Origin of the sequence: Pseudomonas mercuritolerans (assembly GCF_025706525.1) — a bacterium.
Lineage (GTDB): Bacteria > Pseudomonadota > Gammaproteobacteria > Pseudomonadales > Pseudomonadaceae > Aquipseudomonas > Aquipseudomonas mercuritolerans.
On record NZ_JAMSHA010000007.1, the window covers coordinates 89,294 to 115,584 of the forward strand.

21 protein-coding genes and 1 tRNA gene are annotated in these 26,291 nt (G+C 61.6%); 10 read left to right on the forward strand and 12 right to left on the reverse strand.

The features are described 5' to 3' along the window. The first annotated feature begins 2 nt into the window (after positions 1-2). The 4 genes from ND528_RS20120 (at position 3) to ND528_RS20135 (ending at position 2,200) form a co-directional block, all read left to right on the forward strand. Entirely contained in the window at positions 3-512 is a 510-nt protein-coding gene (locus ND528_RS20120) for a hypothetical protein (RefSeq protein WP_016774812.1), read from the forward strand. Between the two features lie 458 nt (positions 513-970). Beyond that, positions 971-1,330, forward strand: coding sequence for a DUF6124 family protein (locus tag ND528_RS20125; RefSeq protein ID WP_042607541.1), 360 nt, complete (start codon positions 971-973; stop codon positions 1,328-1,330). Between the two features lie 341 nt (positions 1,331-1,671). Next, positions 1,672-1,917 (forward strand): type II toxin-antitoxin system ParD family antitoxin, encoded by a 246-nt coding sequence (locus ND528_RS20130; protein ID WP_122505613.1) that lies wholly within the window; start codon positions 1,672-1,674, stop codon positions 1,915-1,917. Then, positions 1,910-2,200 carry a type II toxin-antitoxin system RelE/ParE family toxin gene (locus ND528_RS20135; protein WP_041480302.1) on the forward strand — a complete coding sequence of 97 codons (291 nt, stop codon included), beginning with the start codon at positions 1,910-1,912 and terminating at the stop codon, positions 2,198-2,200. The genes ND528_RS20130 and ND528_RS20135 overlap by 8 nt, the downstream gene beginning before the upstream one ends. A 101-nt stretch (positions 2,201-2,301) precedes the next feature. Here the strand turns inward: ND528_RS20135 and ND528_RS20140 are convergent. From ND528_RS20140 to fdnG, 7 genes are all read right to left on the reverse strand, one after another. Next, positions 2,302-2,397: transfer RNA gene (locus tag ND528_RS20140), tRNA-Sec, on the reverse strand. A 5-nt stretch (positions 2,398-2,402) separates the two neighbouring features. Then, positions 2,403-4,319, reverse strand: coding sequence for a selenocysteine-specific translation elongation factor (gene selB / locus ND528_RS20145; RefSeq protein ID WP_263471179.1), 1,917 nt, complete (start codon positions 4,317-4,319; stop codon positions 2,403-2,405). Beyond that, positions 4,316-5,728: an L-seryl-tRNA(Sec) selenium transferase gene (selA, locus tag ND528_RS20150; RefSeq protein WP_212616390.1), complete on the reverse strand. Its 1,413-nt coding sequence runs from the start codon at positions 5,726-5,728 to the stop codon at positions 4,316-4,318. The genes selB and selA overlap by 4 nt, the downstream gene beginning before the upstream one ends. Positions 5,729-6,226: 498 nt before the next feature. Next, on the reverse strand, positions 6,227-7,153 hold the full coding sequence (gene fdhE / locus ND528_RS20155) for a formate dehydrogenase accessory protein FdhE (RefSeq protein ID WP_263471029.1): 927 nt from the start codon (positions 7,151-7,153) through the stop codon (positions 6,227-6,229). A gap of 3 nt (positions 7,154-7,156) precedes the next feature. Further along, on the reverse strand, positions 7,157-7,822 hold the full coding sequence (locus ND528_RS20160) for a formate dehydrogenase subunit gamma (RefSeq protein WP_122505620.1): 666 nt from the start codon (positions 7,820-7,822) through the stop codon (positions 7,157-7,159). Beyond that, complete coding sequence (fdxH, locus tag ND528_RS20165; protein WP_016774818.1) at positions 7,819-8,754, reverse strand: formate dehydrogenase subunit beta; 936 nt, start codon at positions 8,752-8,754, stop codon at positions 7,819-7,821. Before fdxH ends, ND528_RS20160 begins: the two co-directional genes overlap by 4 nt. Further along, a complete protein-coding gene (fdnG, locus tag ND528_RS20170) occupies positions 8,755-11,820 on the reverse strand; it encodes a formate dehydrogenase-N subunit alpha (RefSeq protein WP_263471030.1) in 3,066 nt (1,021 codons plus the stop codon). It lies immediately after the preceding gene. Between the two features lie 318 nt (positions 11,821-12,138). Here fdnG and ND528_RS20175 point away from each other — a divergent pair, with 318 nt between their 5' ends. The 5 genes from ND528_RS20175 to ND528_RS20195 all read left to right on the forward strand — a co-directional run bounded on the left by ND528_RS20175 (position 12,139) and on the right by ND528_RS20195 (position 16,942). Further along, entirely contained in the window at positions 12,139-13,293 is a 1,155-nt protein-coding gene (locus ND528_RS20175) for a MalY/PatB family protein (protein WP_263471031.1), read from the forward strand. A gap of 229 nt (positions 13,294-13,522) precedes the next feature. Further along, complete coding sequence (locus tag ND528_RS20180; protein ID WP_263471032.1) at positions 13,523-14,380, forward strand: glucose 1-dehydrogenase; 858 nt, start codon at positions 13,523-13,525, stop codon at positions 14,378-14,380. Positions 14,381-14,467: 87 nt separating this feature from the next. Beyond that, positions 14,468-15,079, forward strand: coding sequence for a Yip1 family protein (locus ND528_RS20185; RefSeq protein WP_016774823.1), 612 nt, complete (start codon positions 14,468-14,470; stop codon positions 15,077-15,079). A gap of 42 nt (positions 15,080-15,121) precedes the next feature. Then, a complete protein-coding gene (locus ND528_RS20190) occupies positions 15,122-16,465 on the forward strand; it encodes a cation:proton antiporter (RefSeq protein ID WP_263471033.1) in 1,344 nt (447 codons plus the stop codon). A 183-nt stretch (positions 16,466-16,648) separates the two neighbouring features. Continuing rightward, complete coding sequence (locus tag ND528_RS20195) at positions 16,649-16,942, forward strand: hypothetical protein (protein ID WP_039761510.1); 294 nt, start codon at positions 16,649-16,651, stop codon at positions 16,940-16,942. Between the two features lie 240 nt (positions 16,943-17,182). On the opposite strand, the gene ND528_RS20200 is transcribed toward ND528_RS20195, so the two are convergent. The 4 genes from ND528_RS20200 to ND528_RS20215 all read right to left on the reverse strand — a co-directional run bounded on the left by ND528_RS20200 (position 17,183) and on the right by ND528_RS20215 (position 23,686). Further along, the gene (locus ND528_RS20200) at positions 17,183-17,716 is read right to left on the reverse strand and encodes a hypothetical protein (protein WP_016774826.1); all 534 of its coding nucleotides are present in this window, start codon (positions 17,714-17,716) and stop codon (positions 17,183-17,185) included. A 78-nt stretch (positions 17,717-17,794) separates the two neighbouring features. After that, complete coding sequence (locus tag ND528_RS20205) at positions 17,795-19,714, reverse strand: hybrid sensor histidine kinase/response regulator (protein WP_263471034.1); 1,920 nt, start codon at positions 19,712-19,714, stop codon at positions 17,795-17,797. Further along, entirely contained in the window at positions 19,707-22,037 is a 2,331-nt protein-coding gene (locus ND528_RS20210; RefSeq protein ID WP_263471035.1) for an ATP-dependent DNA helicase, read from the reverse strand. Before ND528_RS20210 ends, ND528_RS20205 begins: the two co-directional genes overlap by 8 nt. Next, positions 22,034-23,686: a VRR-NUC domain-containing protein gene (locus ND528_RS20215; RefSeq protein WP_263471036.1), complete on the reverse strand. Its 1,653-nt coding sequence runs from the start codon at positions 23,684-23,686 to the stop codon at positions 22,034-22,036. The genes ND528_RS20210 and ND528_RS20215 overlap by 4 nt, the downstream gene beginning before the upstream one ends. 195 nt (positions 23,687-23,881) lie before the next feature. On the opposite strand from ND528_RS20215, the gene ND528_RS20220 reads away from it, so the two are divergent. After that, positions 23,882-24,106, forward strand: coding sequence for a YgdI/YgdR family lipoprotein (locus ND528_RS20220; RefSeq protein WP_016774830.1), 225 nt, complete (start codon positions 23,882-23,884; stop codon positions 24,104-24,106). Positions 24,107-24,228: 122 nt separating this feature from the next. Here ND528_RS20220 and ND528_RS20225 read toward each other — a convergent pair whose 3' ends face one another. Continuing rightward, positions 24,229-26,082, reverse strand: a complete 1,854-nt coding sequence (locus tag ND528_RS20225) for a polyurethane esterase (protein WP_263471180.1) — start codon at positions 26,080-26,082, stop codon at positions 24,229-24,231. Positions 26,083-26,291 lie beyond the last annotated feature (209 nt).

Consider the following 26,291-nt stretch of genomic DNA (forward strand, 5'->3'; position numbering starts at 1 on the left):
CGATGATAAAAGTCGCCGGCCTGCTCTGTGCCTCGCTGATGCTGGGCGGCTGCGCCAACACCTTGCAGCCGCTCGATTACCATGCCGATCAGGCCTACGTGCCGGTCACGCTAGGCATGGGGCCGGCGTATACGCGCATCGACGAGCAGCATCAGCGCGAAACCGTCAGCGTCCTGAAAAAGACCGGCGCGTTCTCGATGCTCGACGGCGGTTACACCCGCAACGGCTACAGCCTGTTGATCACCGAACCCAGCGACGGCAAGGTCAACTGGCTGGCGCTGGTCAACGTTTTCACCCTGTTCACCTTCCCGATGCCCTACCACTACCAGGACAACCTGCGCGGCTCGGTCTTCAAGGATGGCCAACTGCTCAAAACCTACAACTACTCCCGCGAAGGCTGGAGCGTGATGACGTGGTATGTGCCGATTCCCGGGGTCGAGAACAAACGGCAGATGCTCGACCAGTTGTTGGTGGAAATGGACCGGGACAAGGTGATTCCGTATCAGCCGTGAGGCTGGGTGATGGGGGCTGGTGCGGTGGACTGCGGCGCAATGAATTGCAATGAGGGAGCGAGCCTGCTCGCGAAGAGGCCATCAGGTTCGGCGCAATTCTTTGATTTAAACGAAGCTGTTTAAAAGACACCTGCGGATACGGTCTCAAGGCTACAAATCCTTGCGCCGTTGCCTACAGCTACGCCAGAATCCGCCGGCTTGTGCGCCTTGAGGGCGGGTTCTATTGTGGTGCGGTCGCTGACGAATCAGCGATCGGGTTTAGCGACCCGGATCTTAATTAGGTGCATCAGCGGTCCATGCTTCGTCGCAGGTTCAATTCTGCGACTGCGCTATGGTGGCTGTATGCGGGAGACCTTCGGGTCTGCCGGGTGCCTATAACCGGTTCGCTAACCTGCGTACAGCCGCCACCTACTGTTTAGCGACAGTGCCTGACGGCTCCACTTAATAGGAGCTTTATCATGATCAAACCAACACCCAACCCACCCGAAACCGATCCCACCTCCCCCTACGAATCCCTCGACTCCAAAAAACTCCACCAAGCCGCCGACCGCGCCCTCGACCACTACCTCTGCCCACCCGGCTCAACCCCACCGCCGTTCAGCCCCCGCGCCATGTACGCCGTCACCGCCGACACCAAAAACGAAGACCTGCTGGCCAACGCCTGCGAAACCCTCGCCTCGGCCAAAACCATCGCCCAGGAATTCGCCGGGCTGGTCAAGCCATCCCAGCGCCGGACGCTGATGGGGATTGCGCAACTGATCATGCTTGGGGAACTGGCGGTGAATCGGGTGCTGGATAATCTGGAGTTGCCGGGCTAATGCGGGCCGGCTGAGTTATGCGATGCCCGTGCCGGCCTCTTCGCGAGCAGGCTCGCTCCCACATTGATCCTGGTCGGACGCAAACTTTGCGACCACTGAAGGAACTTGGGGTAGCGAGCCTGCTCGCGATCACAAAGGGACGGATTTATTTAACCCGATGGATGTGCTCGGGCAGCAGATGCGGTTGCGGGTCTGAAAATGCAGCCTGCGGCAGTTCGAGCGATATACGCATGAGCTTCCGAAGGCTGTGATTCGTTCTTGTAACGGCTAGGCTTATACTCGTTAGCGCACCATTAGTATGATAATTTGCGCAAAGTTCCCCATCCGCAAAGGGCCCGATCATGGCTACCGTACGCAAAACCATAACCGTGACTGACCAGCAAGACCATTGGATCAAAGCTCAAATAGAAGCGGGACATTACACCAACGATAGCGAATATATCCGCGATTTGATCCGTCGAGAGCAAGAGCGAAACGCTGAACTGGAAACCGTCCGCGCAGCCCTTCGAGAAGGAGAATCCAGTGGTGCCCCCCGGCCTTTCGATGCTGATGCTTTCAAAAAGAAAATGTTGAGGGCGCATGGCTGAATACCGACTTACCCCCGCCGCCGAAGCGGATCTTGAGGCTATCTGGACCTATACAGCTCAACAATGGGGTTTGGATCAGGCCAATCGCTACATCGACATCCTGACTGAGTCTTTCGAGCAGTTGGCTGATCGTCCCAAAACAGCACCCGCATGCGACGCTATCCGCCCCGGTTACCGACGCTGCAGCGTGGAGAGTCACATGATTTATTTTCGAATCACCGCCTATGGGATCGCGATAATCAGAATCTTGCATGACCGGATGGAAGCGCAGCGCAATCTCTGACCTTCTCGTATCACCGAAAATCAAAAGATCGCAGCCTTCGTCAGCTCCTACAAATCGATGTAGGAGCTGCCAAAGGCTGCGATCTTTTGCTCTGGGGAAACTGGCGGAAGACAGCCGGAGTCGAACCTGCCCGGGAACGGATGCCGTCCCCAACCGGGTTTGAAGCCCGGCCGCGCCACCGGGCGCGATTGTCTTCCTGAACTCAGGGTGCGCAGGCGTTGGCCAGCGCGTTGTCTGGGCGGATCTGGCGGGATTCGCCGAGGCGGCGGGTCAGGCCGAGTCGGTCGAAATATTCCAGATACTGAATACAGCGTTTGCGTCCCAAGCCTAGCGCATCGCGGAAGGTTGTCACTTCAATTGCCGGATTTTCTTCGGCGAGTTTCAGCAGCAGCGCTGCCATTTGCCTCAGGACGATGTCGCTGATGAACAGGTCGCGCACCACCTGGTGCATCAGGCCAAGGCGTGCGAGTTTGCGCAGCAGCAGGCGGACGCTGGCATCGTCTTCGCCGAGCATTTTCGCCGCGTTGCGGACCCACGGCGGGTCGAAACCGGCCTGTTCGAACAACGGTTGTAATTGCTGCCAGAGGATTTCGTCGTCGGCATTCAGGCGCACCTGATGGTCGGGCAGGTGCAGCCAGGGGCCGCTGGCGAGGATGGAGCCGGCGTTGAGCAGTTGGTCGAGCAGGCTGATGAAGGTCGAGCGTTCCAGCGCCAGCGCGCTGAAGCGGCGCAGACGATCGCGGTCCGGCCCCATCTGGTCGGGTTCCTGTTCGTGGAATCGCGCCAGTTGTTCGAGCAAGGTGAATTTCAACTGGCCCCAGCGCTGCACGTTGAACAGCAGCGGACCTTGGCGGGTGTCGATCAGGCGGATGTTTTCCGCCAGCGACCACTGCGGGCGCGGGCGGTTGAACTGGCGTTCGAGGCGTTGCGGGTCGAGGCCGCCGGGGCTGTGGTTGAGCAGCGCCGGCAGGGCTTGTTCGAGGCTGACGCTCAGAGCGAGGGTCTGCAGTTGCGCAAGGCGTTCCGGGCTGCGGCGCTGGCGGGACGGGGCGAACGGGTCGAGGACGACGCCGCCGCCGAGGGTGCGCTGGGCGCTGGCGTCGCGCAGGATCAGTCGATCGCCTTTCACTGCGTGCACCGGCGCGTTGATCAGCAATTGCGCGAACATGCGCTCGCCGGGGCTCAGGCGCGGCCCTTGCAGTAATGCAACTCGTGCGATGACATCGTGGGTGCCGAGGTGCAGATGCACCGGGTGAAAGTGTTCGAAGGTGCGCTCGCCGGGCAACAGCTGAAACTCGATGTCGATGCGCTGGGTTGGCGCATGCAGCCAGTCCGCCAGCAGCCAATGGCCACGGTGAATCTGCGCCAGTTCCAGACGTTCACCGCTCAGGTTCAGCGCCACGCGTTGGCCAGCGAAAGCTCGTTCGGCGGCCTGGTTTTGCGCGTGCAGGCCACGGATGCGCACCGATTTGCCCGCAGGCCCCAAGACAAGTTTGTCGCCAACCGCAACCGTGCCCGACAACGCTGTGCCCGTGACTACAATCCCCGCGCCAGCCACGCTGAACGCCCGATCGATCGCCAGGCGAAAGCCGCCGTCGCAACTGCGCGCCTGCACCTCGTTTTGCGCCAGCAACAACGCCGCGCGCAACTCATCGACGCCCTGCCCGTTCACACTCGACACGGCAAAAATCGGCGCATCAGCAAACGGCCCCGACGCAAGCAGATCCAGCACCTGACGCTGCACCTCTTCCACCCTGCCCGCTCCCGCCCGATCGCGTTTGGTGATCGCCACCAGCGCGCGAGGAATGCCGAGCAGTTCAACGATCGCCAGATGTTCGCGGGTCTGCGGCATCACGCCGTCGTCGGCCGCGACCACCAGCAACACCAGATCGATGCCCTGCGCACCGGCGAGCATGTTGTGGGTGAATTTTTCGTGGCCGGGCACGTCGATGAAGCCGGTCAGCCCGACGCCCGCTGCGAGTTCGGCGTAGAGATAACCGAGGTCGATGGTCATGCCGCGTTCGCGCTCCTGCGGGCGGCGGTCGCCGGTTTGCCCGGTCAGCGCCTGCAACAGCGAGGTCTTGCCATGGTCGATGTGCCCCGCTGTGCCGACGATCACCGGTCGACCTGCAATTGCGGCAACTGCGCCAGCCACGCTGGCTCATCGTCGAGCTGACGCAGATCGAGCCACAGCGCATCGTCGCCGATTCGCCCGAGGACCGGGATCGGCAAGCCGCGTAACGCTGCGTCGAGATTCAATAAATAGCGCCCGCGCCAACGCTTCGATACCTGCGGGCGACAACACAGCGCCGCGCTCGGCAGACGCGCCACCGGTTGGCTGCCGCTGCCGATCATGCCCAAGGCTTCGACGGCGCTGACTTGCCAGGCTGGTCCCAGGATTTCGGCCAGCAAGGGCTGCAAGCGTAAAGCCTGAGCGAAGATCTCGGCTTGCGGGCGGGTCAGCAGGCGCAGACTCGGCAGTCGTTCGGCGAGGCGATCAGGATCGCGGTACAGACCGAGCACCGCCTCCAGCGCGGCCAGGGTCAACTTGTCGACCCTCAGTGCGCGTTTCAATGGATTTTTCTTGATCTTCGCGATCAGCTCCTTGCGCCCGACTATCAATCCGGCCTGCGGCCCGCCAAGCAATTTGTCGCCGCTGAAGGTAACGATGTCGGCACCATCGAGCAGCGCCTGCCGCACCGTCGGTTCCGCCGGCAAACCCCAGCGGGTCAGGTCGAGCAGACTGCCGCTGCCCAGATCTTCCAGCAACGGCAAGCCATGGGCGTGAGCCAACTCGGCCAGTTCAGCGGTCGGCACCCGCGCGGTGAAGCCTTCGATGCTGTAGTTGCTGGCATGCACGCGCATGATCAAACCGCTGCGCGGACTGATTGCCGCTTGGTAATCGCGGGCATGGGTGCGGTTGGTGGTGCCGACTTCATGCAGGCGCACGCCGGCGCGGGCCATGATGTCGGGAATGCGGAAAGCGCCGCCGATCTCGATCAGTTCACCGCGCGAGATGATGCCTTCCTTGCGCGCGCCGAGGCTGTTAAGGGTCAGCAGCACGGCGGCGGCATTGTTGTTGACCACGGTGACGGCTTCGGCGCCGGTCAGTTCGCGGATCAGGCCTTCGATCAGATCGTCACGATCACCGCGCTTGCCGCTGGCCAAGTCGAACTCGAGATTCAGCGGATAGCGCGCGGCCATCTGCACTGCTTCGATGGCTTCTTCGGGCAGCAAGGCGCGACCGAGATTGGTGTGCAGCACCGTGCCGGTCAGATTGAATACCCGGCGCACCTGGCTGCGCTGCTGTTGCGCCAAGCGCTCGCCGACGCGGCCGGCGAGCACTTCGGGGCCGATCTCCACAGCCGCCAATTGCCCGCTCAACACGCCGGGCCGCAGCTCATCGAGCAACTGACGCAGGCCCGTCAGCAAAGAATCCCGGCCGTAGCGCTCGGCCAACGGCACGCACGCCGGGTGACGCAACAAGCCATCAATGGACGGCAACCGCAGGGCAACGCTGGAAGACATCAGCCACTCCTGATTTCACTGAAACAATCCCTTTTGGTAGCAAGCTTGCTCCCGAAAGGGTTTCAGAAGTGTAGACGCACTGCCGGAGCTAGCCTGCTCACGAAAGCGGTGTGTCAGTTGGTGTGGTTGTCGCTGACCTGACGACTTCGCGAGCAGGCTCGCTCCCACAGGGGTTTTGTGGTCCGGCACAACATCTGTGGGAGCTGGCTTGCCAGCGATTGCGGTGGGTCAGTCAAAGAAGGCGGTGGATTTGCTGACCAATCGCTGGCAAGCCAGCTCCCACAGGGATTCGGGGAGGAATGAACATTGTTGGTCACCGCCAATCCCTGTGGGAGCGAGCCTGCTCGCGAAAGCGGTGTGTCAGTCAGTGTGGATGTGGCTGACCTGACGCCTTCGCGAGCAGGCTCGCTCCCACAGGGAAATCGGGGGCTGACCGGGCTTTGTGATTCGGCACATAGACCTGTGGGAGCACACCCCTCTCCCACAATTTTGCTCTGGTCAGTCGTCTCCCGGCGCCAGCAGCAGATTGGGCGCCAGACGCTGATAGCCGTCCTGGGCCAGACGCATGTCCAGCAGCAAACTGCCGAGATCTGCCGACAACGCCTCGGCTTCGGCATCGTTCTCCAAATAGAGCAATTTCAGGTAGCTGTTGCAGCTGGGGCAGACTTCGGCGCGCAGCGGGGCCTGTTCGGCGCTGTGCCGATCGTCTTCCTGGCTCAGGTACTCGAGGCCTTTGCTCTGCTCGCAATACACGCACTTGACCCGCACCACATGCCATTCGCAGGCGCACAGCGAACACACCAGATAGCGCAAACCGTTGTGCTTGCCGCGATGGCGAATGACCCCGGCCATGGCCGGCGAACCACAGGCCGGGCATTGGCTGAGGCTGTCGCCGGGTTTGAGTTGCAGCTGCGGCACGCTGAGCAGCCAGTGGCTCCACGCGGTTTGCAGCGCGGCGCCGAGAAACGGCACCAGCGCCACCGGCACCAGCGAATACTGACCGCTGACCAACGCCACCGCCCACGCGCGCAACTGGCCGGGACTGGCGGCGCGCAGCGTGTCCAGCGCGTCGATGACCGCCGGCTGATCGCCGGGCGCATAGCGCTGCAGCAAGGCATCCAGCCACGGCTGCCAGGCATCCTCGCGCACCAGGGTGTCTGCGGCGAACGGCGGCAGACCGTGCTGCTGACAGGCTTCGAAACGTTGCGCATCAAACGGCGCGGTCAGCGGCGGATCGTCGAAGACCTGCTGCTGCGCCCGGCACAAACCGGCCATCAGCCGCAGATAATCCGCCAACCCATTGCCCTCGGCCAGACGCTCAAGGCGCTCGGCACGCAGGGCAAACAGGTTACGTGGTGGCAGGTACAGAAACGGCGGCGAACTGGCCGCCGCCTCGATTTCCCCAGGTTCAAGAATGCTTGGCAAAAGTCAGCCCTTTTTCGTCAGCGGTCGCTCGGGCAGGTCCCGAGGCTGTTCGTCGCGGGTCACCTCGCGGTACCACAGTGCATGGTGTTTCTTTGCCCACGGCCGACTGACCCAGCCATGCAACATGGCGTCGACCGAACCCTTGATCCACAAACCGGCGTAGATGTGCACGATGATGCTCAGCACCAGCACGAACCCGGCCAGCGCATGCAACAGCATGGCCCAGCGGAGGGTGGTGATGCCGAAATACGCGCTGAACCATGCGCGCCAGATCACCAGCCCGGTGAACAGCAACGCGAGCATGCACAGCAGTAAAGTCCAGAACAGCAACTTCTGCCCGGCGTTGTATTTACCCACCGGCGGCACGCTTTCCTCGTCGTTGACCATCACCCGGTTGATCCGCCGCAGCCACTGGCGGTCATTGGCGATGAAGAAATTGGTGCGCCAGAAGCTGAACACCAGACCGAGGAACAGCACGAACATGGCGATGCCCATGTACGGGTGCAGAATCCGCGTCCAGGTGCCGCCGCCGAACAGGTTGCTCAGCCAGAACAGCGACGGATGAAACAACGCCAGCCCGGACAACCCGGCCATGAAAAACAGGATCGCCACCAGCCAGTGATTGGTGCGCTGGTTGGCGCTGTAACGCAGGATCGTCTTGTTGCTCATGGCCGCTCCTCACCGCGTGGATCGAAGGTGTGCACCGCCGGATCGACCACGTGCACTGAGGTGTCGGGTGGCGTCGGATGTTCATCCTCCTCGACACGATTCGGCCCGATGCGCACGTAGTGGAAGAACCCGGCCAGCACCGCCGCGCCCATCGCCAGCAGGCCGAGGGGTTTGCTGATGCCTTTCCACAAACCCACCAGCGGACTGATCGCCGGATGGTCCGGCAAACCGGCGTAGATTTTCGGCGTGTCGGCGTGGTGCAGCACGTACATCACGTGGGTGCCGCCGACGCCTGCCGGGTCGTACAAACCAGCGTTTTCAAAGCCACGGCTCTTCAGGTCGACGATGCGTTCAGCGGCGTGCTCTTTCATGTCCTCCTTGGTGCCGAAGACGATGGCGCCGGTCGGACAGGTTTTCACGCAGGCCGGCTCCAGCCCCACCGCCACGCGGTCAGAACATAGGGTGCATTTGTAGGCCTTGTGATCCTTCTGCGAAATGCGCGGGATGTTGAACGGGCAACCGGTGATGCAATAGCCGCAGCCGATGCAGTGGTCCTGATCGAAATCGACGATGCCGTTGGCGTGCTGAATGATCGCCCCGGGGCTCGGGCACGCGGCCAGACAACCGGGCTCGGCGCAGTGCATGCAGCCGTCCTTGCGGATCAGCCACTCAAGGTTGCCGGCGTCGGTTTCGTGCTCGGTGAAGCGCATCAGCGTCCACGAATCCGCCGTCAGATCCTGCGGATTGTCGTAGGTGCCGTGGTTGTGGCCGACCTCGTCGCGCAACTCGTTCCATTCCGAGCAGGCGACCTGGCAGGCCTTGCAACCGATGCATTTGGTGGTGTCGATCAGCTTGGCAACGCCCTGCTGAGTCCTCACCGACGGCGGCACAGTGGTGGTGGCCGAGCGGGCAATGATGTCTTGGCTGGCCATTTACAGTTTCTCCACGTTGACCAGGAATGACTTGGATTCCGGGGTCTGAGTGTTGCCATCACCGAGGAACGGCACCAGGGTGTTGGTCAGGTAACCGTGGCGCGTCTGGCCGGTGAAACCCCAGTGCAGCGGGATGCCGATCTGATGCACGACCTGGCCGTTGACCTGCAGCGGCCGGATCCTTTTCGTCACTACCGCCACCGCCTCGATAAACCCGCGCTTGCAGCTGACCCGCACGCGATCACCGGCAGCGATGCCCTTCTCGTTCGCCAGCACCTCGCCGATTTCGACGAATTGCTCGGGCTGAGCGATCGCGTTCAACTTGCAGTGCTTGCTCCAGAAGTGGAAATGCTCGGTGAGCCGGTAACTGGTGCCGGCGTACGGGAAGTCCTTGGCTTCGCCGAGGGTTTCCCAGACCGAATCGAAGATCCGCGCCGCCGGGTTGCTGGTGGCCTTCTTGTTCTGCGGGTGCAGCGGGTTGATGCCGATCGGCGTTTCGAACGGCTCGTAGTGCTCAGGGAATGGGCCTTCGTTCATCTTGTCGACGGCGAAGAACCGCGCAACGCCCTCGGGGTTCATGATGAACGGATTCATCCCAGCTTCCGGCGGCACGTCGGCCTTGTAGTCCGGCACATCGGTGCCGGTCCAGGTCTTGCCATTCCACCACACCAGCCGCTTTTTCGGATCCCACGGTTTGCCCGCCGGGTCCGAAGAGGCGCGGTTGTAGAGGATTCGCCGATTGGCCGGCCATGCCCACGCCCAGCCTTGATGCTGGTGCATGCCGTATGGGTCAGCGTTATCACGCCGGGCCATCTGGTTGCCGGCCTCGGTCCAGCTGCCGGCGAAGATCCAGCAACCGGACGCGGTGCTGCCGTCATCCTTGAGCAAACCGAAGCCGGCCAGTTGCGTACCGGCCTTGACCGTAACGCCGCTGGCATCGGTGAAATCGCTGACAGCGCTGCCGTTGATTTCCCGCGCCAGTTCTTCCGGCGAAGGCTCGTCAGGGATCTTGTACGGCCACGACAGTTTCAGCAGCGGATCGGGAAACTTGCCGCCCTCGCTCTGATAACGCTGGCGCAGGCGCAGGAACAGTTCGCTCATGATGCGAATGTCGGTCTGCGCTTCGCCGGGGCCGTCGGCGCCCTTCCAGTGCCATTGCAGCCAGCGGCTGCTGTTGACCAGCGAGCCGTCTTCCTCGGCAAAACAGGTGGTCGGCAGGCGAATGACTTCGGTCTGGATTTCAGCGGTTTTCACATCGTTGTACGGCCCGACGTTCTGCCAGAACTCCGAGGTTTCGGTGGCCAGCGGGTCCATCACCACCAACCACTTGAGCTTGGCCAATGCGCCCATCACGCGGTTCTTGTCCGGTAACGCCGCGATCGGATTGAAGCCTTGGCAGAAGTAACCGTTGACCTTGCCCTGGCTCATCAGGTCGAACATTTTCAGCACGTCGTAGTTGGGGATGTCGAGCTTCGGCAAATGGTCGAACAGCCAGTTGTTCTCGGCGGTGGCGTTGGCGCCGTACCAGGATTTCATCAGGCTGACGTGGAATTTGCTGTAGTTCTGCCAATACGAAAGCTGCCCCGGTCTTAGCGGAACCTGCGTGCGCTTGAAGATGAACTGGCCGTAGTCCTGCTCGCTGTCGCTGGCCAGCGTGAGGTAGCCGGGCAAGGCGTTGGACAGCAGGCCGAGGTCGGTCAGGCCCTGGATGTTCGAGTGCCCGCGCAAAGCGTTGACGCCGCCGCCGGGCATGCCGACGTTGCCCAACAGCAGTTGCACCATCGCCGCGCTGCGGATGATCTGCGCGCCGATCGAGTGCTGCGTCCAGCCGAGGGCGTAGAGAATCGTCATGGTCTTGCCCGGTGTCGAGCAGGTGGCGATCTCTTCCCAGATTTTCTGCATCGCGTCGACCGGCATGCCGCAGATCTGGCTGGCCAGGTCGATGTTGTAGCGGCTGTAATGCTGCTTCATCAGTTGATAGACGCAGCGCGGGTCTTGCAGGGTCGGGTCGACGCGGACGAAACCGTCCTCGGCGAACTCGTAGCCCCAGCCGGACTTGTCGGTATAGCTGCGCTTTTCTGCGTCATAGCCGCTGAACAGGCCGTCTTCGAAGCCATAACCGGCTTTGACGATGAACGACACGTCGGTGTAATTGCGCACGTATTCGTGCTGGATCTTGTCCTCGGTCAGCAGGTAATTGATCAGCCCGCCCATGAAGGCGATGTCGGTGCCGGTGCGGATCGGCGCGTAATAGTCGGCCACCGAAGCGGTCCGGGTAAAACGCGGATCGACCACGATCAGCCGCGCGGCGTTGTGCGCCTTGGCCTCGGTCACCCATTTGAAGCCGCACGGATGCGCTTCTGCTGCGTTGCCGCCCATCACCAGGATCAGGTTCGCGTTGGCGATATCGGTCCAGGTGTTGGTCATGGCACCACGGCCGTACGTCGGGGCAAGACTTGCCACCGTCGGGCCGTGTCAGACACGCGCCTGGTTATCGAACCCCAGCAGACCGAGGCTGCGAATCACCTTCTGAGTAATGTAGCCAGCTTCGTTGGATGCCGCCGATGCCGCGAGGAAACCGGTGGTCAGCCAGCGATTCACCGTTTGCCCATTGGCATTTTTCTCGATGAAGTTGGCGTCGCGGTCGGTCTTCATCAGGTCGGCGATGCGATCGAGGGCTTCGTCCCAGCCGATGCGCGTCCATTCATTACTGCCGGGCTTGCGCACCTGCGGATACTGCAAGCGGCCGGGGCTGTGAATGAAGTCGAGCAGGCCCGCGCCTTTCGGGCACAGGGTGCCGCGATTGACCGGGTGGTCGGAATCGCCTTCGATATGAATGATGTTTTGCGCCACGTTCTTGCCGGCATCGCCCTGGCTGTACATGATCAAGCCGCAACCGACCGAGCAATACGGGCAGGTGTTGCGGGTTTCACGGGTGTGGGCGAGCTTGAAGTGACGCACCTGCTCGGCGAAGGCCGCCGTCGGGGCCATGCCCAACGCGCCCAGGCTTGAGCCTGCAAGGCCGATACCGGCGACCTTGAAGAACTGACGACGGCTGAGATCCATCGTGCACTCCTGATCAGGTGGAACCCGGTACTTGTGCCGGGCTTTATCTGGACAATCACGGTTGCGACGCCTTGGCGCCGACTTTTTCACTGTAGACAAAGACCTTGCCGATTGTGTGAAAACCGACCGTCGGGTGTCTGGCCCGGATTTCCAGCCAGTGCACACCCCCCTGTGGGAGCGAGCCTGCTCGCGAAAGCGCTGGGTCATTCAACTCGATGCGGCCTGACCCGACGTATTCGCGAGCAGGCTCGCTCCCACACAGATGGCGTTGCGCATAGAATGTCCGGCAGAACCAACTCCGCCTTGACGAGACCGCGCATGACTTTCGATTTTGATCAGCTCTTCGACCGCCACCACACTGGCAGCACCAAGTGGAGCCGCTACCCGGCCGATGTGTTGCCGATGTGGGTCGCTGACATGGATTTCGCCGCGCCGCCGGTCATCGTCGAAGCCTTGCAACAGCGCCTGCTGCACCCGCTGCTCGGTTACAGCGTGGCCCAGGACAACCTGCGCGAAGCCATCGTCGCCGACCTGTGGAACAAGTATTCATGGCAGGTCAAACCGCAGGAGCTGATCTTCCTGCCGGGCGTGGAATCCGGCTTCAACATGGCGCTGAAGGCTTTGGTCCAGGCGCAGCAGAATGTCGTCGTGCAAGTGCCGAACTACCCGCCACTGCGTCATGCGCCGGGGCATTGGGGCCTGAACAAGGTCGAGCTGGAATTCAACGCCCAGGCCGATGGCACTTACGCCACGCCGCTGGACGCACTGCGCGAGTCGCTGAAAGGCGGCGGCGCCCTGCTGTTGAGCAACCCGCACAACCCGATCGGCAAGGTCTTCGACCGTGAGGAGTTGCAGGCCATCGCAGACATTTGCGCAGCGCAGGACGCGTGGATCATCTCCGACGAAATCCACGCCGAGCTGTGCTTCGACGGCCGCGTGCACATACCTACCGCATCGCTGAGCCCCGAGATTTCCAAACGCACGATCACCCTGATGTCGGCGAGCAAGGCCTACAACATCGCCGGTCTGAAGACCTCGTTCATGATCATTCAGGACGCCGCTCTGCGCGAACGCGTCAACCACGCTCGCTGCGGCATGGTCGACAGCGTCAACCCGCTGGGCATGGAAGCCACCCGCGTCGCCTACAGCGAAGCCGGGCCGTGGCTCGCCGAGCTGAAAACCTATTTGCAGGCCAACCGCGACTGGCTGGTTGACGCAGTGCGCACGCGCCTGCCGGGCGTGACCATCAACGTGCCGCAGGGCACGTATCTGGCGTGGCTCGATTGCACGGCGCTGGACCTGCCTGATCCGCAGCGGTTCTTCCTCGAACAGGGCAAGGTCGGGCTTAGCGCCGGGCTCGATTTTGGTGACCAGCATCAGCAGTTCGTGCGCTTGAACTTCGGTTGCCCGAGGGCGTTGCTGGAAGAAGGGATTGCGCGGATGGAGCGGGCGCTGGCTAACCGCAATCTCTGATCCTGCCCCTAGATTCCCCTGTGTAAATGATCCCCTGTGGGAGCGAGCCTGCTCGCGAAAGCGTACTGTCAGTCGACATATTTATCGTCTGACAGATCGCTTTCGCGAGCAGGCTCGCTCCCACATTGGTTTTGCATAGCCAACTAAATCCATCGCAAATCCAATCGAACTCAAGGCAAACCCACCGGGTCAACCCGGAACACTGGCCTTGAAATCAGGAGACCCTGCGATGACTGACTATCCAAAACCACCCTTCCCGAAACAAGCCCAACCGGTGCCCGGCTCGCAACGCAAAATGGAGCCGTATCCAGACTGCGGCGAGCAAAGCTACGTCGGTTCCGGCCGTCTCGCCGGCAAGATTGCGCTGATCACTGGCGCTGACAGCGGCATTGGTCGCGCGGTGGCGATTGCCTTCGCCCGTGAAGGCGCCGACGTCGCCGTGGCGTACTTGAATGAACACGAAGACGCCAAGGAAACCGCACGCTGGGTCGAACAGGCCGGGCGTCAGTGCCTGCTGCTGCCGGGCGATATCGCCGAAAAAGCCCAGTGCCAGGCGCTGGTCGACAAGACCGTCGAGCGCTTCGGCCGCATCGACGTGCTGGTCAACAACGCCGCGTTCCAGATGACCCACGAGAACTTCGAAGAGATCCCCGATGACGAATGGGTGATGACCTTCGATGTGAACATCACGGCCATGTTCAGGATCTGCCAGGCGGCGATCAAACACATGCGCCCCGGTTCCTCGATCATCAACACCAGCTCGGTCAATTCGGACATGCCCAAGCCGACCCTGCTGGCCTACGCCACCACCAAAGGTGCAATCGCCAACTTCACCGGCGGTCTGGCGCAGATGCTCGGGCCGAAGGAAATTCGCGTCAACAGCGTCGCCCCAGGCCCGATCTGGACACCGCTGATCGTCTCGACCATGCCCGACGAGGAAGTGCAGAATTTCGGCGGCAGCACCCCGCTCGGCCGTCCGGGCCAACCGGTGGAAGTCGCGCCGATTTACGTGCTGCTGGCCTCCGATGAAGCCAGCTACATCACCGGTCAGCGCTACGGCGTGACCGGCGGCAAGCCGATGCTGTAACCGTGCAGCAGAAAAACTGAACCCGAGCGGCATGGCATCCCTCCATACCTGTAAGCGCCTACGGGCCATCAGGAACAGGAGGTTGTCATGTCCGCCCCCCTCGTCAGACTCTTCACCCAACCCAACTTCGCCTGGACCGATATCCGCCGCGAAGAAGAAACCCATCCCCGCCACTATCTCGCCCATCTGCTGCTGCTCGCGCTGATTCCGGCCGTGTGCCTGTTCATTGGCACCACCCAAGTCGGTTGGAGCCTCGCCGTCGGTGAAAACGTGCGGTTGAGCACGGCCAGCGCCTTGCAACTGAGCGTGTTGCTGTACGTGACGATCGTGGCCGGTGTAGCGATCATTGGCGGCTTCATTCGCTGGATGTCGCGTTCCTTCGATGCGCGGCCAACGTTGAATCAATGCATCGGTTTTGCCGCTTACACGGTGACGCCGTTTTTCCTCGCCGGGATTGCCGGGCTATACCCGAGTCGTTGGCTGGCGATTCTGGTGCTCGGCGCCGCGTCGATCTATTCGACGTTCCTGCTGTTTGTCGGCCTGCCGACCTTCATGCATGAACGCAAGGAACAAGGCCTGTTGTATTCGGCGTGCGTGTGGGGCGTTGGCCTGCTGGTGCTGGTGACCATGCTCGTGTCGATGATTCTGCTGTGGTTCAACGTGCTCATCCCCGAGTACCTGCGCACGACCGTGAGCTGAGCCGGTGCGCCTGTCCTTGGTAATTCACTGCAGTGAGCGGTCATGAGTTTCGGCGTATGGGTCGCGGTGCTCGGCGCCGTGCTGCTGACGCTGGCCCTGACATCGTCATGGTTGCGCTGGATGCCGGTCACCACCTCGGCGGTGTGCCTGCTGCTAGGCATCGCCATCGGCCCCAGCGGCCTCGACTTGCTGAAACTGTCGCTGGAAGAATCATCCTTGTGGATGGAGCACCTGACGGAAGTCGCGGTGCTGTTTTCCTTGTTCGTCTGCGGTCTGAAGCTGCGTTTGCCACTGAGCAACAAGACTTGGCGCATTGCTTTCGGGCTGGCGGGGCCGGTGATGATTCTGAGCATCATCGGCGTGTGTCTGTTGCTGCATTGGGGCCTGCAATTGGCGTGGGCGCCTTCGCTGCTGATCGGCGCGATGCTGGCGCCGACCGACCCGGTCCTCGCCGCGCTGGTGCAGGTCAATGATGCGCAGGACGTCGACCGCGTGCGCTTCGGCCTCTCCGGTGAAGCCGGGCTCAACGATGGCGTGGCCTTCCCTTTCGTCATTCTCGGCCTGCTGTTGCTGCACGGTGACGGTAGCGCCGGCGAGTGGCAGCACTGGGTAATTCGCAGCCTTTTGTGGGCGGTGCCGGCGGGTTTGCTCACCGGTTACTGGATGGGTCGCGGCATCGGCCGGATCGCCCTGCTGCTGCGCATTCACAACGAGGACAGCACCCTCGGCCCGAACGATTACCTGACGCTGGCGCTGATCGCGCTGTCCTACGTGGTGGCCGACGCCATTGGCGGCTACGGCTTCCTCGCGGTCTTCGCTGCCGGCCTCGGCCTGCGTCAGGAAGAAGTGAAATCCACCGGCATCACTCAGGCCCCTGCCGAGCATCTGGTGCAGCCGGTGGTCGGCCATCAGAACATCGAACCTGAAAACGCCGTGCATGGCGACACCGAACAACTGGAAGACAGCCAGGTCGCGGCCGGGATCATGATGGGCGACATGCTCGCATTCGGCAGTCTGGTCGAGCGGGCGATGGAAGTGTTTCTGGTGACCCTGCTTGGCGTCGTGCTGATTGCCCACTGGGATTGGCGCGCGCTGTGGATCGGCGCGGTGCTGTTCTGCCTGATTCGCCCGCTGAGCGTGGCGCTGATGCCGTGGGGCAACCTGCTCAGCGGGCCGCAGCGTTTGTTGATCGGCTGGTTTGGCATTCGTGGCATCGGCAGCCTGTTCTATCTGTTCTTCGCCCTGAACCATGGCCTGGATTCCGACGTGGCCAAGGTCTGCACCGACGTCACTTTGTCGGTGGTGGCCCTGAGCATTCTGCTGCATGGCATCAGCACACAACCGATGCTGGCGCGCTATGAACGCCTGAAGCAACGAAAAAGCTGATTCTTCAGCCGCTGCGCTTGGCTGAAATTTATCGAAGATTTTTCTGCAAAAAAATGGATCGCCAGGCGCGACCCAACGGTCACAACTTTAACCGCGCCAATCATCAGCGCGGCCCGGCAGGTTCGGTTCCCCTGCGGTGAACAGCCTATTAAACGGAACCCCGACACAAACAAGGTCACGGTCATGAACGAATGCTCGACTCCTGCGCAAATCAAGGCTTGCAGAGCACTGGCTCTGGAACGCAATCGTCAACTGTTCGAAGAAGCCCACGAACTGAACCGAGCGGCCAACGCGCTGCTGGAACAGACGCCGACCGACTTCGAACGCTTTGAGCAATACCGGGCACTGCGCAAGAAAGCCGATGCGAAATTTGAAGATGCGATTGATCATCTGTGTGTACTGAATGAGGATTTCCCGCCGATTCCGGCGGCGGTGCAGAATGCTGTTACGCCGCGGCGTGAGCTGGAAACTGCGTAATAAAAGTCAAAAGCCCCTCACCCTAGCCCTCTCCCCGAGGGAGAGGGGACTGACCGGTGTGTTTTTTCGTTATTCATCGACCTGAAAATCGAGTCGAATACAAATTTTGAAAAGCGTGAAAATCTGCTCCCTTTCCCCCTCGCCCCCTTGGGGGCGGTCCGACGTTTCGGGAGGGCTGGGGTGAGGGGGTAAAATCTCATTAACACCACAACATCCAGCACCTGTCCCGACCAATCCACCTCAAGGATTGGTCACCTGAATAAACACCGCATACACCCCCAACATCACCCAGAACGTCGCAAAAATCCAAGGCGTACGCACCGAGAACAGCAGCGACTTGCGATAGCCCTTGTGGCTCGATTCCATCTCGCTGAACAGCGGGGACTCGTCATACGCCGCGCCCATCACCGGCTCGCTGTGCAGCAACTGGCTCTGCTTGAAGTGCCAGTGGTCGATGATGTCGTACGCCGCACGAATCCCCGGCCAGGCATTCAATGAACTGAGCACGCCGAGCAATGCCAGAAACGGCGGCACGACGAGGGTGAACATCTTGCCCCACTCCGGATTGAGGTTGGCCATGCACGAGGCGAAAGCGATCACCAGGAACGACTGCGCCGCCAGGTAGGCGTCGGTGCGGTTGGCGAGGATGCTGGTTTCGTACTGGATTTCCCGGCGATAGAAATCCAGGCGTTCCTTGGGTGAGCCAAACATCTTGGCGTCGTGTTCGGCCAAGGCTTCTTCAACAGCGCTTGGCTGGGTCAATATGCGAGACAAGAGACGTGCCCTCCAAAAGTGAACAAGACCTTTGGAAAGGCACGCGTCAGCACTAGTTCAGCCGGATCGACCAGCGAGTCACTTCATCGATTGGGCGATGATCTGCACCAGACTCGCTTGGGTGAACGGTTTCGGCAGGCGCGGCAGTTGAGCGGCAAAACCCTCGAGGCGTTCGGCATATCCAGTGGAGAGAATGATCGGCAGATCCGGCTTGAGCATGCGCAACGCATGGGCCAGTTGCGCGCCGCTCATTTTTGGCATGGCCATGTCGGTGATTACCAGATCGATCACTTCGCCCTGATCGAACAGCGCCAGCGCCTGGGCGCCGGACGTTGCGCCGATGACTCGATGGCCGAGATCTTCCAGTAGCAGACTGGTGCTGGTCAGCACCAGCGAATCGTCATCGACCACGAGCACACTGAGCCTCGGCACCGCAATGGGCGCGGCGTTGCTGTACGCCGGGCGACTGGCCGTACGCTCAAGCGCCACCGGAATCCACAGCTCGGCCGCCGTACCCTGGCCCTTCTCGCTTTTCAGAATAAAGCGCCCGCCCAACTGCTCGATGAAGCCGTGCACCATCGACAAGCCCAGCCCGGTGCCTTTGCCCAGGCCTTTGGTGGTGAAGAACGGATCACGGGCACAGGCCAGCGTGGCTTCGTCCATGCCTTCGCCGCTGTCGATCAGGCTCAGGCACACGTAACGCCCCGCCGCCAATGTCGAATGAGTTTGTTCCAGCACCACTTCGGCTTGCGCCTGAATGATCACCGTGCCGCCGTCGGGCATGGCATCGCGGGCATTGGTGGCGAGATTGAGGATCGCCAGTTCCAGCTGATTGCTATCGGCCAGCACTGGCTGCAGGTCGTCGGGAAAGCGCGTTTCGATGCGAATCCCCGGCCCGAGCGAACTGCGCAGCAGCCCGGTGATACCTTGCACCAGTTGCGGGATATCCACCGACTCGGTCTTGAGCTCCTGACGACGGGCGAAGGCCAGCATGCGCTGGGTCAACGAGACGCCACGCAAGGCACCTTGGGTGGCGTTTTCCAGCAGACGAGCGATTTTCGGCGCGTCGCCGATGCGTTTCTGCACGATCTCGAGGTTGCCGAGAATCACCGTCAGCAGGTTGTTGAAGTCATGGGCGATGCCGCCGCTGAGTTGGCCGATCGCCTGCATCTTCTGCGCTTGGAACAACGCCTCGCGGGTCTTTTCCAGGGCCTGCTGCGCTTCGTGGGCCTCGGTGACATCGCGGGTGATCTTGGCGAAGCCGAGCAACGCGCCGGTGTCGCCGCGAATCGCATCGACGACCACGTGGGCAAGAAAGCGCGTGCCGTCCTTGCGCATCCGCCAGCTGCGGTTCTCGAAGCGGCCTTCGCGAGTGGCAATCTCCAGCGAGCGCTGCGGCTCGCCGAGTTCGCGGTCTTCGGGGGTGTAGAAAATCGAAAAATGCTGGCCGATGATCTCTTCCGGCAAATAGCCTTTGATGCGCTGCGCGCCCTGGTTCCAGTTGCTGACGCAGCCTTCGGGGCTGAGCATGTAGATCGCGTAGTCGGTGACGCCCTGCACCAACAGGCGGAACTGCTGTTCGCTTTGCTTGAGGGTTTCCTCGGCCATTTTGCGGTCGGTGAGGTCACGGGTGATCTTGGCGAACCCGAGCAGCTTGCCGTTGGGGTCGATAATCGGGTCGATCACCACGTGGGACCAGAAGTGCGTGCCGTCCTTGCGCACGCGCCAGCCCTCGCCTTCGAAGCGACCTTCGCGAATTGCCGTGTCGAGCGCCCGCTGCGGCATGCCGTTGGCGCGGTCTTCAGGGGTATAGAAGCGCGAGAAGTGCTCGCCGATGATCTCGGCTTCTTCATAACCTTTGAAACGTTTGGCGCCGGAGTTCCAACTGGTGATGGTACCGTCGGGGTCGATCATGTAGATCGCGTAGTCGACAACCGCGTCGATCAGCAGCCGGAATCGGCTGTCTTCGATCGCTGCGGTTCTGTTGTTCTCACTCATCACACTCACCAGCCACTGTCATGGGCTGAAGTATGCGTGAATCCGCCGATTTGAAAAGCGCCGGTTCGCTTTTGATCGCCCACCAGCGCGGCAGCAGTTGTTTGATGCGGCTTTCGGCAAAGCGGTCGTCGATGAGCATGACCGTGCCGCGATCCTCACGGGTGCGAATCACCCGCCCGGCGGCTTGTACGACTTTTTGCATGCCCGGGTAAAGATAGGTGTAGTCGTAACCGGCGCCGAAAATGGCGGCCATGCGCCGCTTCATCTGCTCGTTGACCGGATTGAGCTGCGCCAGACCCAGCGTGGCAATGAACGCGCCGATCAGCCGCGCACCGGGCAAATCGATGCCCTCGCCAAATGCGCCGCCCAACACCGCAAACCCCACACCCTGGCTGTCGGCGCTGAACTGGTCGAGAAACGCCTGCCGCGCGCCCTCGGCCATGCCCCGCGATTGCAACCACTGGATGATGTGCGGATGGCGCTCGGCCAATAAGGTCGCGACCTGTTGCAGGTAATCGAAACTGCTGAAGAACGCCAGATAGTTGCCCGGGCGCTCGCTGAACTGGCGGGCGATCAGCTCGACGATCGGCTCCAGCGAGGCTTGGCGATGGTTAAAACGCGTGGAGATCTGGCTGACGATGTGCACCTGCAATTGCTCGGCGCTGAACGGCGATTCAACGTCGATGCACACCGTATCGGCGGGCGTGCCGAGCAGGTCGGCGTAATAGTTGCGCGGGCTCAGCGTGGCCGAGAACAGCACGCTGCTGCGCGCCGCGCTCAGGCGCGGGCCGATGAACGCGGCCGGCACCACGTTGCGCAGGCAAAGTTGCGACAGTGGACGCTTGCGGTCGAGGTCGCGTTTGCTGATATCGAACAGGTAATGCTCGTCGTACAGCTCGGCGACCCGGGCGAATTGCAGCAAGTCGAAATAGAAATTCTGCAGGCCGCTGTCGAGGCCTTGCGGATGTTCGTTGAGGTAATCGCCGATGGCCGCACAACACAGGGAGATGGCTTGCAGGAGTTTGTCCGGCGCCTTGTCGTAGGCCTGATACGCCGCCAGTTGCGGCGCGTGCAGCGCGTTCCATTCGCGATTGACCCGTTGCAGCGAATTCTTCAGCGCGGCCGGCGCGGTTTTGCGCACGCTGGCGAGGGTGAACTGGTCGAGGCTGGCGCTGTACATCTGCCGGCCGCGCTCGACCAGGTTGTGCGCCTCGTCGGCGAGCACCGCGACTTTCCACTGATTGAGCTGGGCCAGACCGAACAGCAGCGCGCTGAAGTCGAAGTAATAGTTGTAGTCGGCAACCACCACATCCGCCCAGCGGGCCATTTCCTGACTCAGGTAGTACGGGCACACGCTGTGCTGCGCGGCGACTTCACGCATCGCCGCCTGATCGAGCAGGTTGATGCGGCTGGCGGCTCCGCGGGCGGCCGGCAAGCGATCATAAAAACCCTGGGCCAGCGGGCAGGATTCGCCATGACAGGCCTTGTCCGGATGTTCGCAGGCCTTGTCGCGGGCAACCATTTCCATCACCCGCAGCGGCAAGTCCGGCGTTTGCCTGAACAACACCTGGCTGGCATCCAGCGCCAGCTTGCGTCCGGGAGTCTTGGCGGTGAGAAAGAACACCTTGTCCAGTTGTTGCGGCGCCAAGGCCTTGAGCATCGGAAACAGCGTGCCAAGGGTTTTGCCGATGCCGGTCGGCGCCTGGGCCATGAGGCAGCGGCCGGTGCTGACGGCTTTGAACACTGATTCGGCCAGATGCCGTTGGCCGGGACGAAAATCCGCGTGCGGGAACGCCAGTTGCTGCGCGGCCAGATTGCGCGCCTCGCGGTGGGCCATTTCCTGCTCGGCCCATTGCAGGAACAAAGCGCACTGCTGCGCGAAAAACCCCTGGAGCGATTCGGCGCTGTGGGATTCGACCAGACAGGTTTCCTTTTCGCTGACGACGTCGAAATACACCAGCGCCAAATTGATCTGCTGCAGTTGCAGCTTCTGGCACATCAACCAGCCGTAGATTTTCGCCTGCGCCCAGTGCAACTGGCGGTGATTGGCCGGTTGCTTGCTCAGGTCGCCGCGATAGGTTTTGACTTCTTCCAGGCAGTTTTGCGCCGGATCGTAGCCATCCGCCCTGCCCTTGACCTTCAGCTCGCCGAATTCGCCTTGCAGTGCCACTTCGCTCTGGTACTGCTCGCTGCGCCGCGAGGCCACGGTACGATGGCCGACGATGCCTTCCAGCGCGGTTGGTGACGGGGTGAAGCGCAGGTCGAGGTCGCCGGTCTTGGCGGTGAACTCGCACAGTGCACGCACGGCAACGCTGTAACTCAAGCGCTCTGCTCCGCCCATTGCACGTAACACACGGCCACCGGCATCTGGTGCTCGTGGCAGAACTCCAGCCAGCGCAGTTGATTGTCCTGCAAGCGGTCGCCGGGGCCTTTGACTTCGATCATCCGGTAGGTCTTGTGCTGCGGCCAGAACTGGATCAGGTCCGGCATGCCGGCACGGTTGGACTTGATGTCGAGCAGCAGGCGGTTGAACCAGTGTTTCAGGTGCTTGGCGGGTAGACAGGCCAGCGCCTGCTCCAGCAAGTCTTCATTGAGCGCGCCCCAGAACACGAACGGCGACTGGATGCCCCACTTGTCGACGAAGCGCTGGCGAATCGTCTCGGCGTAGCGGTCGTCATCGAGTTCGCCCAGGCAGGCCTGAAACAGCTCGGCACGGCGCTCGAGGAAGTCTTCGCTGAGCAGATCCACCGGGCCGCGCTGGAACGGGTGAAAGAACGCACCCGGCAACGGCGCGAAGATCGCCGGCCAGCACAACAGGCCGAACAGTGAATTGATCAGGCTGTTCTCGACGTAATGCACCGGGCCGTCATCGGCGTGCAAGTGCGCTTGCACATGAAACTCCACCGACCGCGCCGGATCGATGCGCGGCAAGTGCAAATCGAGGCGCTCGACCTCTCTGGCCTTGGCACGCTTGAGCGGCGGGCCGCCGAGTTTACGCCGCAGGCGCGGGACGATGCGCTGCAAGCCTTGCTGCTCGGCCGCGCTTTGCGGTGCCTGTTCGGCCAGCGTGCCGAGTTCCAGCGCCAATGCATATTCGCCGCAACGTTCAAGCACGCGGATCATCCGCAGTCGTGCGCCCGGGTAGGCGCAGTCGCGGTAAACACTCAGGGCCAGGGCAAAGTCGCCGATGCGCTCGGCGTACTGGCCGATCTGGAACAACGCCTTGGCTTGCCGGCGGCGCAGCCACGGGTTGTCGAATTGCACGGCGTTGATCTGTTCGACGATCTCGTCCAGCGCTTCACCGGCTTCGAAGCGCAACTGGCATTGATGCAGGAACAGGCAGGCGTCGACGTCTTCGCGACTGCGCAGGCCTCGGGAATCGGCGCAGAACTCGACTTTTTCATAGGTAAAGATGCCCAGGTCGGCCAGCACGAACTCCGACCAGTCCTGATACAGATTGCCGAAGAACATCAGGCGCAGGCGATCGCACAGGTCCATCAGGGTCAGGCTGAACAGCCGCTCAGCCAGTTGCGGCGCCCAGGCGCGCAGGGTTTGCGCGTCGGTGAACTGTTCGGCCAGCACCGGCAGCCATTCATCCTTGCGCCCTTTCGGCTGTTCGATAGAGGCGCCGAATGCCTGCAAAAGCTCGGCCTTGAGCAAGACATCGAACAGTTCTGCCAGTGTCAAATCCGCCTGTTCATCGAGCCAGCCGCGATCGAGCAACGGCCGCGCCGCCTCGGCAATGTCGCCGATTTCCAGATAATTGAGTTTGCTCGCGCGAAAGTGAATGCCCTTGCGCATGACCATGCGTACCAGCAATCCCTGAGAGGCTTGCGGCAGCGTGTTGAAGTCGCGAATGAAGCCGTGCTCGCTTGTGCTCATCACATCGGCATAGCGAAGTCCAAGCCAATCAAGCACTTGCCGGAAGTTGTTGAGGTAATAGAACGGATCGTCGAGAGGGTTGGAGGTCACGGGAATTCAAAGCCACGGCAAGCGAACACTGGTTATGCGTACAGATACCAGCTCAGCCCTGCCCGGCGCAAACGGAAAAAGATCAATGGCATTTTTTTGCGCCGCCATCGAACTTTTCCGCCGATGCTGGCACCAACCGCGTTACAGGGCCGACAATGCCCGCAATCACATTCAAGCAAGGAGTCAGAGGTGGGTATGAAAATCAAGATGCTGGGTATTCCTGTAGCGGTCGCAGCCCTGTTGGCGCTGGGCGGCTGTTCGACCCAGACCGTGGTGACGTTGCAGAACGGCACCCAGTACCTGACCGAGGACATGCCGAAGACCGAGACCGAAGACGGTTTCTATGAGTTCGAGGATATTTCCGGCGCCAAGGTCAAGGTTCGCGCCGATGAAGTCGCGACCGTGCGCAAGGAAGACTGACTTGGCTTGAATGATCGTTTTTCGCGAGCAGGCTCGCTCCCACACTGGATCTGCGTCGTCCACAAATCCCCTGTGGGAGCGAGCCTGCTCGCGAAGGGGCCGCCAAAGGCCCCGCATCAACCTCAGGCGATAACAACCCCGTCGGCACTCAAACTCCCAAGCGCCACCCCCACCAACGTCACCGAATCCCCACCGAACGTCAGCACGGTATCCTGCCCGACCGCCGACGCATGGGCGCGCAAATCATCCCCCGGCAATACGCCCTGCACGCCAAGAAACACCAGTTTGTCATCGGCCGTATAGCCAACCACACGATCCTGGCCAAACGCGCCATTGAACAGAAACGTATCCGCCCCGCCGCCCGATTCCAGCAGGTCATTGCCCGCACCACCGACAAACACATCATTGCCCGCGCCGCCGAGCAAATGATCGTTGCCCTCAAGGCCAAACAGCCAGTCGCCGCCGGTATGCGCCTTCAGTGTGTCAGCGCCGGCCGTTCCTCTAACGCTCGATTCATAAGCGCTGAGGTTACTGCCGACTTTCAAACCGCTGGCCGTGACGCTGTGTAGCACGTCGTCCTTGAACACGCCCCAGAGAAACCCCGGCTCTTTGCTGACGATGCTGCCAATGTCACGGGTGATGCTGATCCCGCCGTTGGCATCGCGGATGTACAGGTTGCCAGCGCCGTCGTTGGCAAAATCAAAGCTCTTTACCGTCTGCTGCAAGTCGAGGGTGTTGCTGCCCTGCCCACCCAAAATGATGTTGTACCCGCCGCTGTCGCGGAAGCTGTCATTTCCGGCGCGCCCCTCCAGATAGTCATTTCCGCTGCCGCCCTGGATCAGGTCGTTGCCGTCACTGCCGATGATGAACGTGCTGCCCTTGTGGGTTTCGGCGTTGCGGTTGAGGTCTTGCACCCAAGTGCTGGCCCGCGCCGGGTCGGACAGGTTGGCGACGATGATCGTCGAGTCGCGGCTAGTCAGGTCGTAGAACTTCGATTCCAGCACGCGGGTCATGCCGTCGCCGTAACCGGTGGGCAGGTGCGAAATCCACGTCGGGATATTCAGGATCGAATACGGCAGCACGTTCCAGGCGTTCGAGGCGTAGTGATCGTTGAAGCTGACGATGTTGTCGGTGGTCGATGCGTGAGGCGCGTCGTGCACGCCCACCGAGGCACTGCTGAAGGTCGAACCGTCGAGGGCGCGAAACACCGGGTCGTTTTCGTATCCGATATTCAGCACCTTGTCGCCGCTGCTTTGCGTCGGCGAGGCGTAGGCGATGTAGTTGGAATCGGCGAAGAACCCGCCCCACTTGCCAGCGCTCAAGTCAGCCATGCTGTTCACCGCCAGGCCGCCGAGGCTGTGACCGCTGACCAGCACGTCCTTGCCGCTGAGGCCGTTGGCCCGGGCGAATGCGACCACATCGTTAAGCAGATTGCCAAAGGCTTCACCGACGTAGTTTTTTGCGTAATCGGCCGGGCCGAACGCCGCGAGCAGATCGTTGATCACGTCGCCAATCGAATCACCGATGAGGATTTCGCGCGGGCCGCTGGTGCCGCGAAAGGCGATACCCAGTTCAGTCAGGTGACCCTGAGCGTCGTACTTGCCGAGGATTTCCACTTGTGCGCTGGTGTAGCCGGACTTCTCGCCGAAGAACGTCCCGCGTGCGTCGGTCTTGCCTTCATAGCCCAATTGCTCGGCGCTGATCGGCGTCCAGCCGGCCTTTTGCACGGCCTCGAGGGCGAGTTTTTCCGAATCGGGATTCCACGGGATACCGGGGATCACCCCTTGCGAATCGGTGCCGCCAATCAGCGCGGTAACCAGCGTCGCCGGCAGACCCAGGCCGAAGCCGTTGTGCTGGTAGCCTGCGGCGAAACCGTTATCGAGGTTGTGATAGGAATACAGCGTGATCGCCATGGCATCGCTGAACAGCGCCGCGGAATCGGCTGTGCCGAAGTTCTTGTAATCGTATACACCCATTGCCATTGCCTCTCTTGTTGTTGGAATTGTCAGAGATAGCTCACAGCCAGAGCGCAGGGCTCCGGAGCATTTCATTTGTCGTTCAATGGTCCCTCAAATGTCATGTGTACGCCGTACCTGTGGGAGCGAGCCTGCTCGCGAAGGCGGCAGCACATTCAACATCACAATCGCCTGAACCAGCGCATTCGCGAGCAGGCTCGCTCCCACAT